Origin of the sequence: Geothermobacter hydrogeniphilus (assembly GCF_002093115.1) — a bacterium.
Taxonomy (GTDB): domain Bacteria; phylum Desulfobacterota; class Desulfuromonadia; order Desulfuromonadales; family Geothermobacteraceae; genus Geothermobacter_A; species Geothermobacter_A hydrogeniphilus.
On sequence record NZ_NAAD01000001.1, the window covers coordinates 1 to 11,798 of the forward strand.

An 11,798-nucleotide genomic window follows, 5' to 3' on the forward strand; every position below is an offset into this window, starting at 1 on the left:
GAGATGTGAGATGTGAGATGTGAGATGTGAGATGTGAGATGTGAGATGTGAGATGACGCGCAAGGCAACGGGGCCAGTCCCCCTTGATGAAGGGGACTGGCCCCGTTGCCGGTGCACAAAAAAGGCGGTTCACCCCGAGGGCGAACCGCCTTTTTCAGTTTCAGCTGCCGGTTGCGTCAGCCGGCCTTGACCACCGCTCCGGAACGGATGCAGCGGGTACAGACCTTGATCGCCCGGACCTGACCGTTCCGCAGGGCCCTGACCTTCTGCAGATTCGGATTCCAGACTTTACGGGTTTTGTTATGTGCATGACTGACATTGTTGCCGGTCGTCGGTTTTTTTCCGCAGATTTCACATACCTTGGCCATCGATCGATACCTCCTCAAGATTCAGAACGCAATTTTCTAGCATGCTTCGGAAAAGAATGCAAGGGACTTTTTCAACTCACAGGACGGCTATGGTCCTTTTTTCTTCATGCCGGTCAAGGTCAGGGCGACCAGGGCTTCGCCAAGCAGCCCGAGAGCGGGATAGAGCTGTTCGGCACAGGCCTGGTAGAGAGCCCTGGCGGGCCGGAGCGCCCCGCGCTCGCCGCATGGACCGGAGGATGCGGGGGCCTGGCCGTTCTGCAGCCGGTTGAATGCGGGCTGATCTCCGGGGAACAGACAACTCAGTTCGACCGCCAGGTCCGTTGCCGGATCGATCTCCGCCGGGCAACGCAGGTAGATTTCCGGCCGGTTCTGGTTGCGTCCCAGGGCAAGTTGAAACGCTGCCGCCGGAGAATGGATCAACAATCGCGGCGCCAGCAGCTTCGATGGTTGCGTAGTTGGTCTCTGCAACTCCCATAGTGCCGGACCGCCCTGTGACTCCGGCCAACCCGGGACCGGGGGAGTCGGTCGGGCCGCCAGCAGCAGTCGATCGCAGGAGACCGTTTCCGCGCCGAGGTGACATTGGACAGTTCCCGAACGGAGGGAATTCAGACCGCTGAGCTGCTCCAGGGGGCGCCGGGTCGCACCGGTATCGGCCAGGCGCTGTTCGAGCAGTTTGTCGAGAACAGCGCCGGCCACGGACTGCCGGCCGAGCAGTTGGTCCCAGGCCAGAGCGGCTTCGGCCAGGCTCAGGTTGGTGGCTGGAATCAGGCAGACAGCGGCCAGCAGGGAGCGGCACAGCTGACGGCCTTCGGCACAGATCGGTTGCCGGGCGCACCAGTCGGCAAAGGACTGGCGCAGAAGACCGCCAGGCAGCCCCTTGCGGCGGCATGCCAGGGGCCAGCGAACCTTGTGACGAAGGTTGAAGACGGGGCTGCCGCCGATTTCGCGCAGGGTGTGTTGCAGCGTCTGCCCCCAGCGCTGCAGCTGGTCGAGCAGGGCGATGATCTGCGGGTAGGATTGCGGCAACTCCCGGCGGATCTCATCCTGCCAGGGGCTGCTGCCGTGGATTTCGATACAGGTTGTCTCGAAATGCAGTTGGATCGGGACCGTTGCGGTCAGGCAGTGACGGGCCTGCAGCTGATCGAGCAGATCGTCAAGCAGAATCGAGCTGTTCCGGAGCAGGTATTGCGGCCAGCCCCGGCCATGCAGGTGCAGGACGCGCAGTCCCCTGCGGCCGAGCAGGATTCCGGCGATGCGTGCCCCGGGGGCATCGCCGGCGATGATCAGGTCGTAATGCTGATTGGCCATGATTCATCCTTCCGGCAGGTTCTCTTCCGACCAGAGCTCGATTCCGTGCTGTTCGAGAAGGGCCGCGGCAACGCCCATTCCGGGGACAACCCGTTCTTCCAGGTAAATGTGGCGGCTGCCGCAGGAGGGGCTGCGTTCCTTGAAAATAGCGCGCCGGCAGCCGCACAGCCGGGCAATCGCCAGCGTCTGTCCGGCTCCCTTGAGGAAGAGGCTGCTGACCGGTTGCTGCAATTCGTTGCGGACCTCGCCGTCACCGTTGAGCAGTGACCGCCCGTCACCGCGGGTAAAACGGGTTTGGGGGCGCGGCGTGGGCAGACCGGCGAGCTGTTCCGGGCAGACCGGTATCGGAATCAGGTTGTGCCGCTGTAGAAAGACGCGAACGGCGCTGTTGGCTTTGCATCTGCCGTCGTAGCGGGTCGGCAGACCGAGGAGACAGCTGCTGACAAGAATCGGTTCCGCCTTGCGCTCGCTCATGGCCGTTTGGTCAGTCGTCCAGCGGGGGGTTGATCAGGCTCGCCCGCAGGGGGGAGACCGATGGGGTGATGCGGACCCTGCGGCCCTCGATCCGCAGTCGCCCTTCGGCGAACAGTTGAATGGCGCGGGGGTAGATACGGTGTTCCTCGACCAGAATGCGGGCGGCGAGGCTCTCCTCGTCGTCATCTTCCAGGACCGGAACCACAGCCTGCAGGATGATCGGCCCGGTGTCGACACCGCCGTCGACGAAATGAACCGTGCAGCCGGAAAAACGGGCGCCGTATTCAATCGCTTTGCGCTGCACGTGCAGGCCGGGAAAGGCCGGCAACAGGGCGGGGTGAATGTTGATGATGCGTCCGGGAAAGGCTTCGAGGAAGACGTCGCTGATCAACCGCATGAAACCGGCCAGGACCACCAGTTCAACCCCTGCCTGCTGCAGTGCGGAGACGACCCGGTGATCGAAGTCGGCGCGACTGCTGAACTGTCGATGATCGATGCAGAGGGTGGTGATGTCGGCGGCCGCGGCACGTTCCAGGCAACCGGCGCCGGGGTTGTTGCTGATCACCAGCGCGATGGAGGCATCCAGGCTGCCGTCCCGGCAACGGTCGATGATCGCCTGCAGATTGGTGCCGCTTCCTGAGGCCAGGACGCCGATTTTCAGTTTGCCGGACATGGCCCGTTAATCTCCGACACCATGCAGGATGACCTGTTCTTCGCCGTCTTTACAGAGGGAGACGGTACCGATCTGCCAGGCCTGTTCCTCCAGGCCGCCGAGCCGGACCAGGATGTCGTCGGCCTGCGCGGCGGGAACGATCAGCACCATGCCGATACCGTAGTTGAAGGTCCGGTACATCTCCTGCGGGGCGATGTTGCCGCCTTCGCGCAGTCGTTCAAAAATAGCCGGTTTGGGCCAGACGGTGGTGTCGATGTCGACCCGGCAGTGGCGCGGCAGCACCCGCGGGACATTTTCCAGCAGGCCGCCGCCGGTGATATGGGCCATCCCCTTGATTTCGAAATCCCGCAGCAGGTTGAGGATCGATTTGACGTAGATCCGGGTCGGGGTGATCAGTTCTTCACCGAGGGTGCCTTCCAGGCCGTCAAGGCGGGCATCGAGGGAGAGCCCCATGGTTTCGAGAAAAACCTTGCGGGCCAGGGAGTAACCGTTGGAGTGCAGACCGCTCGAGCCGATGCCGATGACCAGATCTCCGTCGGTAATGGCTGACCCGTCGATGATGCTGTTGTTGTCGACCACGCCGACCGTGAAGCCGGCCAGATCGTATTCCCCGTTGCCGTACATGCCCGGCATTTCCGCTGTTTCGCCGCCGATCAGGGCACAGCCGGACTGCACACAACCTTCGGAGATGCCGGCAACGATTTCGGCCGCCTTCTCCGGTGCCAGCTTTCCGGTCGCCAGGTAGTCGAGGAAGAAGAGCGGCTCGGCCCCCTGGACGATGATGTCATTGACGCACATGGCCACCAGGTCGATGCCGACGGTGTCGTGTTTGTCAAGCATGAAGGCCAGCTTCAGCTTGGTGCCGACGCCATCGGTCGAGGACACCAGAACCGGGTTCTGATACTTGCCGGTATTGAGCGAAAAGAGGCCTCCGAAGCCGCCGATGTCGGTCAGTACTTCGGGCCGCGAAGCTGCCTTGACCAGGGGCTTGATCAATTGCACGAAACGATTGCCGGCATCGATATCGACGCCGGCATCCTTGTAGGTCATCTGCTTGTCTCTGGACAAGGTGGAACTCCTCTGGCTGAAGCCTGAATCAGTGAGCACTTTTGTCGGCGGATAGCACAAGCAGGCCAAGCACTTGCACTCTCCATCCAACAGGAACTCACGGATTCAGGCGAAGTGGACCCTTTTTTAAATCAATGTTGCCGGGGTGTCAATGCTGAATCCGCCTCCTGCGGCCGGACAAAGAGTCTCGGACAGATTGCAACAATCCTTTACAGAGAGCTGTGGCTCAACTATCATGCTGTCTCGCCATGAACAGACTGTACATCCGCCGCCTGACGGCTGACGATCTTGAAAAGATTACCGCACTTGAGCGTCGTTGTCAGCCTCACCCCTGGAGTCAGGAGCTTTTTTGCCGGGAACTGGGCAACCCGGTGGCACGTTTCCATGTGGCGGAACTCGACGGCAGTATTGCCGGTTACCTGTGCTGCTGGCAGATCGGTGACGAACTGGAAATCCACAACGTCGCAACCGATCCCGATTATCGGCGTCGCGGGATTGCCCGCCGTCTGCTGGCGGAGGTTCTTGCCGATCCCGGAGTGGCCCGTGCCTTCCTTGAAGTCCGGAGCGGCAACCGGGGCGCCATCGCCCTCTACCGGGCACTCGGGTTCCGGGTTTCCGATTGTCGCCGGGGCTATTATCACGACGGCGAGGACGCCCTGTTGATGGACTGGCGGAGACCCGACCCGGATTGTTAGCCTTGCAGGCTGATAAAAAACGCCCATCTGCGGCGTTGTCCTTCCCCCGCGTCAACGACGTACCTTCCGGTACGCCTTATGCCGCGGGTGTGTGGACGCCTTGCATCTGGACATTTTTGCTCAGCCTGGGGAAAACACCTTGCCGGCGTTGACCCTTTTGCAAAACCAGGAGAGACTGTTTCATGTCAAACTTCAAGACCCGAATCCTGGCCAACCAGGAGATATCCCCCGGTTACTGGCGCATGCGGATTCAGGCTCCCGGTGCTGTTGCCGATTGCCGTGCCGGCCAGTTTCTGATGTTCCGGGTGCAGTTGTCGCTGCTGCCGCTGCTGCGCCGCCCCTTCGGCATCTTCCGTACCGGGTTTCAACCTTCGGATGTTGATGGCCTGCCGCCGGTTGAATACCTGGAAATTCTCTACAAAGTGGTCGGCCAGGGGACGGCCATGATGAGCGAACTGCACCATGGTGATCGGGTGGAGATTCTCGGGCCCCTGGGGCGCGGTTTCGATGGCGGCGAGCCGGGACGGCGCAAAATCCTTGTCGGCGGCGGTATCGGTCTGGTTCCTCTCTATATGCTCGCCGAGCAGCTGGTCGACGGCAGCGAAGTCAGGCTGCTGATGGGGGGGCGCACCCGTGACGATATCATCGTCGTGACCGAGTTCGAACGTCTCGGCGTGCAGACCTACGTTTCAACCGAAGACGGCAGCCTAGGCGATCGCGGCCTGGTGACCGCGGTTCTGCAGCAGCAGCTCGACGCTGATCCCGACGCCGAAGTCTTTGCCTGCGGACCGCTGCCGATGCTCGAAGCGGTTTATGGCATCTGCCGTCAGCGCCAGGTGCCGCTGCAGGTGTCGCTGGAAGCCCTGATGGCCTGCGGGGTCGGCGCCTGTCTCGGTTGCGTGGTCAAGGGTGTCGGCCATTCCGAAACCAGTCCGCGCTTTCTCTGTACCTGTAAGGAAGGTCCGGTTTTCCGTGCAGAACAACTGGCCTGGGACCGCCTGGACCGGACCGAAGGCACTTGCGAGGGATGTAAATGATGTCGCAGCAATCAACGGCCAAAGTCTCCCTGGCGGTGGAAATCGCCGGACTGCGGATGAAAAATCCGGTCATGCCGGCGTCGGGAACCTTCGGTTATGGTGAAGAGTTCGCCCCCTATCTCGATCTCAACCGGCTTGGCGCGATTGTCACCAAGGGCCTGTCGCTGCGGCCCAAGGCCGGCAATCCGACCCCGCGCATCTGTGAAACGGTCAGCGGCATGCTCAACGCCATCGGCCTGCAGAATGTCGGGGTGGATGCCTTTATCGAACACAAGATGCCCTTCCTGCGGGAAATCAATACCCCGGTGATTGCCAACTTCTTCGGCAATACCTTGGAGGAATACGGCGAGGTCGCCCGACGGCTGAACGAGATTCCCGAACTGGCGGCGGTTGAGCTGAATATTTCCTGTCCCAACGTCAAGCAGGGAGGGATTGTCTTCGGTACCGATCCGCAGGCCGCCCACCAGGCGGTCGACGTGGTGCGGAAGAATCTCGACAAACCGCTGATTGTCAAGCTGACGCCGAACGTCACCGATATTACCGTGATCGCCCGGGCGGTGGCCGATGCCGGCGCCGACGCGGTCAGCTGCATCAATACCCTGACCGGCATGTCGATTGACGTGCGCCGAAGGAAGCCGAAAATTGCCAACCGCACCGGTGGGCTGTCGGGACCGGCGATCCGCCCGGTTGCCGTTCGCATGGTGTACCAGGTGGTGCAGGCGGTCGCTATCCCGGTGATCGGTGTCGGCGGCATCAGCAGCGCCGAGGATGCCCTCGAATTCCTCATCGCCGGGGCGCAGGCGGTGCAGGTCGGTACCGCCAACTTCGTCGATCCGGATGCCATGCAGCAGGTGATCGACGGCCTGGAACGGTTCTGCATAGAGGAGGGAATCGCGGACATCCGGGAGCTGATCGGCAGTCTTGAGGTATAATTTCTTTCAGGATTTCGGCGGAAGGGGACAGTCCCCTTAGCTGAGGGGGACTTCCCCTTGTTCCCGGCGATACCTAAACCCTGAATCAGTGAGCTCCTTGTCGGCGTATAGCACAAGTCATTGATCTGTCTGAGCTTCCCAAAAATCACCAGCGAACCTATGGGTGCGCTTCAGATTTTTGCAAAGCTCATTCAGACCAAGCACTTGCACTCTCCATCCAACAGAAACTCACTGATTCAGGTAAACTGCCCAGTGCCCGGCGCCCAGTGCCCGGCGCCCGGCGCGAAGCGCCCTATGGACGTTATCACCACCCACATCAATGCCGATTTCGACTGTCTTGGCGCCATGGTGGCAGCGCGCAAGCTGTACCCGGACGCCGAGATGGTTTTTCCCGGCTCGCAGGAACGCAACCTGCGGGAATTCTTCCTGCGCAGCACCATCTACGCCTACGACTTCAAGCGCCTGCGCGACATCGATATGGAGCAGGTCGAACGGCTGATCCTGGTCGACGTCCGGCAGTCGGACCGCATCGGACCTTTCGGCGAGGTCGCCCGCCGGCCCGGTGTTGAGGTGCATATCTACGATCATCATCCGACCGGACCCGGCGACCTCCATGGGACTTATGAAGTGATCAGGCCGGTGGGGTCAACCGTTACGCTCTTCTGCCAGTTGTTCGCCGAACAGCAGATCCGTCCCGATGCCGATGAGGCGACGCTGATGATGCTCGGTCTCTATGAAGATACCGGCAGCCTGCAGTTCAGTTCCACCACCCGCGCCGATTTCGAAGCCGCCGCCTTTCTGCTCGATTGCGGCGCGGCGCTCTCCGCGGTCGCGGATTTTCTGACTCAGGAGTTGACCGCCGACCAGGTCGGGCTGCTGCACCAGTTGCTGCAGAACCGCCAGATCCTGACTGTCAACGGTCATGAGATCTGCATCAGTCAGGCGACCAGTGAACAGTATGTCGGTGACCTGGCGGTGCTGGCGCACAAGCTCAAGGATATGGAGAATCTTGACGCCCTGATCATCGCGGTGCGGATGGCGGACCGGATTTTTCTGGTCGGCCGGTCGCGTATCCCCGAGGTCCATGTCGGCGCCATTCTCGAGGAATTCGGTGGTGGCGGTCATCCCTTCGCCGCTTCGGGCACCGTGCGCGACCAGACGCTGGTTCAGGTACTTGACCGTCTGCCGCAGGTTCTGCAGCGCCAGGTCCGTCCGCGCTGGCTGGCCGGGCAGCTGATGTCCAGCCCGGTCAAGTCGGTCGCCGCCGGGGAAACCATCGGCACCGCGCGTGAATTGTTGAATCGTTACAATGTCAATGTCCTGCCGGTACTCGATGACACCGGTCAGGTTGTCGGCCTGATCAGTCGGCAGACGGTCGACAAGGCGGCCCATCACGGCCTTCAGGCCCATTCGGTCGGCAGCTACATGGATGGTTCTTTCACCACGGTCAGTCCCGAAACGCCGCTGCACCAGCTGCAGGAACTGATCGTGGCCGACAACCAGCGCCTGGTGCCGGTTGTCGAGGAGGGGCGGCTGGTCGGGGTATTGACTCGCACCGATCTGTTGCGGCAGCTGCTTTCCTTTGAACAGCACCCGCACGGGCAGGCGCTTCCGGGGCAACGCCGGATGGGCGGTCCATGGCTGAAAAAAAAGCAGCTCGGACGGTTCATGCGCGAACGTCTGCCGCGGGATCTCCAGCAGCGGCTGCGCAGTTTCGGTCGGGTCGGTGAAGAGCTGGGGGCGCAGGTCTACCTGGTTGGCGGCATGGTCAGGGACCTGCTGCTGCGGCAGGATAATTTTGATGTCGACCTGGTGGTGGAAGGAGACGGCATCGCTTTTGCCCGCGAAATCGCCGCCCGGGAAGGCTGTCGGTTGCGGACCCATCAGAAATTCGGCACCGCGGTGCTGATCTTTGCTGATGGATTCAAGGTCGATGTCGCCTCGGCGCGGATGGAGTACTACCAGCAGCCGGCGGCGCTGCCGACGGTTGAATATGCCTCGATCAAGCTGGACCTGTTCCGGCGGGATTTCACCATCAACACCCTGGCCATCGCCCTGAACGAGGGCAGTTTCGGCGAACTGCTGGATTTCTTCGGCGGCCAGCGGGACCTCAAGGACCGCGCCGTGCGGGTGCTGCACAATCTCAGTTTTGTCGAGGACCCGACCCGTGTCTATCGGGCGGTTCGTTTTGAACAGCGCCTCGGGTTCCGCATGGGGCGGCCGACCGAACACCTGCTGCGCAGTGCCGTGCGCCAGGGGTTCATCGAACGGGTCGGCGGTAATCGCCTGTTTCGCGAACTGGAGCTGATTCTACGGGAACCCGATCCCTGGCCGGCTATCCAGCGGATGGCTGATCTTGACCTGCTCAAGTACATTCATCCGAATCTGAAAGTCGATGCCCGGATGCCGGGGCTGGTGGCTGAAACCCGCAGGGTTGTTCACTGGTATCAATTACTCTACCTGCATCAACCCTGTGAACCCTGGTTGGTTTTTCTGCTCAGCCTGACGGCCAGGCTCGACGATGACAGCATGCTCGGGATGTGCCGTCGACTGAAGGTGGCCCCCCGCTTCCTGGACCTGTTGTGCGAGCAGCGTCGTGCTGCCAAGAAGGTGCTGGCCGGGCTCAGGCGCCGGGTGAGGCGCGGAACAGAACCGAAAGCGAGTGATCTGTACCGGATGCTTCGCCCGCTGGACAGCGAGATGCTGCTTTTCCTGATGGCCCTGGGCGATGACAGTATCCGCCAGTGGGTGGGACACTATCTCTCCAGCCTGCAGCAGGTCCGCTGTGAATTGAACGGCCATGACCTCGAACGGCTCGGCCTTCCTCCCGGCCCCCTGTTCCGGGAGATTCTCGATACCCTGCTTGCCGGGCGCCTCAATGGCCGTCTGCACAGCCGCGATGATGAACTGGCCCTGGTGCGAAAACGTTTTCTGCGTTGCCGTTCCGAACCAGGTGCCACCGTTGATTGACTTGTCCCGGGCGGTTTGCTAAAACCTGATGGCGTCGCAAAAACTCACCAGCAGCTGCGTTGCTGCGCTTGTCTTGCTGCTTCGACGTACGTCAGTGCGCCTCATTGCCCGACAAACGCACGCCTTGCTGCCTCAGCCAACAACATTACGTTGTTGCGAAAGCATCAAAACCTGAACAACCTTTCGCTGCCGATTGCCGGCACAGCCCTCAACCCTGTCGAGAAAGATCACCGCTTTTGGAAACCCTGATTGCCAAAATCTCGATCATGCTGGTACCGGCCCTGTTTGCCATCACCCTGCATGAGGTCGCCCACGGATTTGTCGCGGAAAAACTGGGCGACCCGACGGCGCGACTGCTGGGGCGGTTGACCCTCAACCCTTTCCGCCATCTCGACCCGATCGGCACCCTGGCCCTGGTGCTGTTCGGCTTCGGCTGGGCACGGCCGGTACCGGTCAATTTCGGCAACCTTCGCAACCCGCGCCAGGGAATGGTCCTGGTGGCGTTGGCCGGTCCGGCGGCCAACCTGTTGATCGCCGTACTCTCGGCCCTGTTGCTGCGGGTGGTTTTTCTTTACGGTGGACGTTTTGCCGGCGACATGGCCTTCGACCATGTTCTGCAACCGGTTGCCCTGATGATCGCCTCCAGTCTTTTCATCAATGTTCTGCTCGGTATCTTCAATCTCTTTCCTTTACCGCCTCTCGACGGTGGTCGGGTGATGGTCGGTCTGCTGCCGGAACGTTACGGCATGCAGCTGGCGCGGCTGGAACCGTTCGGTTTCGTTCTGGTCCTGGTCCTGATCTTCTACACCCCGATCTGGAGCGGGTTTCTCGGCCCGTTGATCTGGTCCCTGGTCGCCGTACTTTCCGGTCCGGCGGCCCCGGTGGTTCATCAGATGGCCGGCATCCTGGTTGGGCGGTAGCGATGAACCTTGATATCAAGCTGGAGAATTTCGAGGGGCCGCTTGATCTGCTGCTGCACCTGATCAAAAAGAATGAAATGGAGATCTGGGATATCCAGGTTACCCGCATTACCGAGCAGTATCTCGCGATCCTTGACGCCATGCACCATATGAACCTCGATGTCGCCGGTGAATTTCTGGTGATGGCCTCAACCCTGCTGTACATCAAATCGAAGCTGCTGCTGCCGCCGTCGGAAGATGAACTGGTCGAAGAGGAAGAGGAAGATCCGCGCGCCGAACTGGTCAGACGTCTGCTTGAATACCAGAAATACAAGGACGCCGCCCTTGATCTCGATGAGCGTGAACTGCTCGGTCGTGATGTCTTTGCCCGCAAGTTCACCGCTCCCGAGCTGGCCGTGGAAGAGGAAGATGCCGGTTTCTACGAGGTCGGTATCTATGACCTGGTCGAGGCATTGCAGGATATTCTCGCCCGGGCGCCGCGGGATGTTGCCCATGAGGTCGGGCTGGAACAGGTTTCGATTGCCGAACGCATCAACCATATCCTCGGCCTGTTGAGTGGTTGCGACAGTCTGGCCTTCAGCGATCTGTTTCAGGAGAAACCGCGCCGCAATGACGTCATTGCCACATTTCTGGCGATGCTGGAACTGGTCAAGATGCGCACCGTCAAACTGATGCAGAATGATCGTTGCGGTTCGATCTGGCTTTTTCCGATTGCCGATGCCGAGCCCCTGAATGGTTCCCTGCCGGAGGAGGACAGCCTTGGATATCACTGATCTGAAAGGAATGCTGGAAGCGATGGTGTTCGTTTCCGATGTCCCGCTCAAGGCTGACCGGTTGGCCGAACTGGTCGCCTGTGACCGCGCTCTGGTGCAATCCGCCCTGCAGGAACTGGCCGAAGAGTATCACCGGCGTGACGGTGGCATCAGGCTGGCCGAGGTTGCCGGCGGTTACCAGTTCCGCACCGCGGCCCGTCATGTCGAGGCGGTGCGACAGCTCAATTGCAGCAAACCGTTCCGGTTTTCCCGGGCGGCACTGGAGAGCCTGGCCATCATCGCCTATCGTCAGCCGGTAACTCGTGGTGATGTCGAGTATCTGCGGGGGGTCGATTCCGGCGGGGTGATCAAGACTCTGCTTGACAAACACCTGATCCGTATTCTTGGCAAGAAGGAAGTTGCCGGCAGACCCTTGATTTACGGCACCACGCGCGAATTCCTGGAGGTGTTCGGTCTGCGCAGTCTCAATGATCTGCCGACTCTGAAGGAATTCAGTGAAATTGATCTCGATCAGGAAATTGCCGATCTTCCGTTGCCGTTTACGGCCGATGATCAGGCTGCAGAGGAGTCGTCGGTCTGA

Annotated in this window: 12 protein-coding genes; 7 read left to right on the forward strand and 5 right to left on the reverse strand. The window is 60.9% G+C overall.

Features of this window, described 5'->3' with window-relative positions:
• Positions 1-176: 176 nt before the first annotated feature.
• The 5 genes from rpmB to purM all read right to left on the reverse strand — a co-directional run bounded on the left by rpmB (position 177) and on the right by purM (position 3,873).
• Complete coding sequence (rpmB, locus tag B5V00_RS00005) at positions 177-368, reverse strand: 50S ribosomal protein L28 (protein WP_085008226.1); 192 nt, start codon at positions 366-368, stop codon at positions 177-179.
• 87 nt (positions 369-455) lie between these two features.
• On the reverse strand, positions 456-1,676 hold the full coding sequence (locus B5V00_RS00010; RefSeq protein WP_085008228.1) for a hypothetical protein: 1,221 nt from the start codon (positions 1,674-1,676) through the stop codon (positions 456-458).
• 3 nt (positions 1,677-1,679) lie between these two features.
• The gene (locus B5V00_RS00015; RefSeq protein WP_085008230.1) at positions 1,680-2,150 is read right to left on the reverse strand and encodes a 2-thiouracil desulfurase family protein; all 471 of its coding nucleotides are present in this window, start codon (positions 2,148-2,150) and stop codon (positions 1,680-1,682) included.
• A gap of 10 nt (positions 2,151-2,160) precedes the next feature.
• Positions 2,161-2,823, reverse strand: a complete 663-nt coding sequence (purN, locus tag B5V00_RS00020) for a phosphoribosylglycinamide formyltransferase (protein WP_085008232.1) — start codon at positions 2,821-2,823, stop codon at positions 2,161-2,163.
• A 6-nt stretch (positions 2,824-2,829) separates the two neighbouring features.
• Entirely contained in the window at positions 2,830-3,873 is a 1,044-nt protein-coding gene (gene purM / locus B5V00_RS00025; RefSeq protein WP_085008932.1) for a phosphoribosylformylglycinamidine cyclo-ligase, read from the reverse strand.
• Positions 3,874-4,139: 266 nt separating this feature from the next.
• Between purM and rimI the strand changes: the two genes are divergently transcribed.
• The 7 genes from rimI (at position 4,140) to scpB (ending at position 11,798) form a co-directional block, all read left to right on the forward strand.
• Positions 4,140-4,586, forward strand: coding sequence for a ribosomal protein S18-alanine N-acetyltransferase (rimI, locus tag B5V00_RS00030; protein WP_085008234.1), 447 nt, complete (start codon positions 4,140-4,142; stop codon positions 4,584-4,586).
• 182 nt (positions 4,587-4,768) lie between these two features.
• Complete coding sequence (locus B5V00_RS00035; RefSeq protein WP_085008236.1) at positions 4,769-5,623, forward strand: dihydroorotate dehydrogenase electron transfer subunit; 855 nt, start codon at positions 4,769-4,771, stop codon at positions 5,621-5,623.
• A complete protein-coding gene (locus B5V00_RS00040) occupies positions 5,623-6,555 on the forward strand; it encodes a dihydroorotate dehydrogenase (protein WP_085008238.1) in 933 nt (310 codons plus the stop codon). Before B5V00_RS00035 ends, B5V00_RS00040 begins: the two co-directional genes overlap by 1 nt.
• Before the next feature lie 294 nt (positions 6,556-6,849).
• Positions 6,850-9,525, forward strand: coding sequence for a CBS domain-containing protein (locus B5V00_RS00045; protein WP_085008240.1), 2,676 nt, complete (start codon positions 6,850-6,852; stop codon positions 9,523-9,525).
• Between the two features lie 236 nt (positions 9,526-9,761).
• Positions 9,762-10,445 (forward strand): site-2 protease family protein, encoded by a 684-nt coding sequence (locus B5V00_RS00050; RefSeq protein ID WP_245803876.1) that lies wholly within the window; start codon positions 9,762-9,764, stop codon positions 10,443-10,445.
• A gap of 2 nt (positions 10,446-10,447) precedes the next feature.
• Positions 10,448-11,218, forward strand: a complete 771-nt coding sequence (locus B5V00_RS00055; RefSeq protein ID WP_085008242.1) for a segregation and condensation protein A — start codon at positions 10,448-10,450, stop codon at positions 11,216-11,218.
• Positions 11,205-11,798, forward strand: coding sequence for an SMC-Scp complex subunit ScpB (gene scpB / locus B5V00_RS00060; RefSeq protein WP_139800598.1), 594 nt, complete (start codon positions 11,205-11,207; stop codon positions 11,796-11,798). The genes B5V00_RS00055 and scpB overlap by 14 nt, the downstream gene beginning before the upstream one ends.

Excerpts from the sequence above, each read along its gene's own strand:
- B5V00_RS00010 (WP_085008228.1), bottom strand. The coding sequence starts at position 1,676 with ATGGCCAATCAGCATTACGACCTGATCATCGCCGGCGATGCCCCCGGG.
- B5V00_RS00040 (WP_085008238.1), top strand. The coding sequence starts at position 5,623 with ATGTCGCAGCAATCAACGGCCAAAGTCTCCCTGGCGGTGGAAATCGCC.
- B5V00_RS00035 (WP_085008236.1), top strand. The coding sequence starts at position 4,769 with ATGTCAAACTTCAAGACCCGAATCCTGGCCAACCAGGAGATATCCCCC.
- rimI (WP_085008234.1), top strand. The coding sequence starts at position 4,140 with ATGAACAGACTGTACATCCGCCGCCTGACGGCTGACGATCTTGAAAAG.
- B5V00_RS00055 (WP_085008242.1), top strand. The coding sequence starts at position 10,448 with ATGAACCTTGATATCAAGCTGGAGAATTTCGAGGGGCCGCTTGATCTG.
- B5V00_RS00015 (WP_085008230.1), bottom strand. The coding sequence starts at position 2,150 with ATGAGCGAGCGCAAGGCGGAACCGATTCTTGTCAGCAGCTGTCTCCTC.
- purN (WP_085008232.1), bottom strand. The coding sequence starts at position 2,823 with ATGTCCGGCAAACTGAAAATCGGCGTCCTGGCCTCAGGAAGCGGCACC.
- rpmB (WP_085008226.1), bottom strand. The coding sequence starts at position 368 with ATGGCCAAGGTATGTGAAATCTGCGGAAAAAAACCGACGACCGGCAAC.
- purM (WP_085008932.1), bottom strand. The coding sequence starts at position 3,873 with ATGACCTACAAGGATGCCGGCGTCGATATCGATGCCGGCAATCGTTTC.
- B5V00_RS00045 (WP_085008240.1), top strand. The coding sequence starts at position 6,850 with ATGGACGTTATCACCACCCACATCAATGCCGATTTCGACTGTCTTGGC.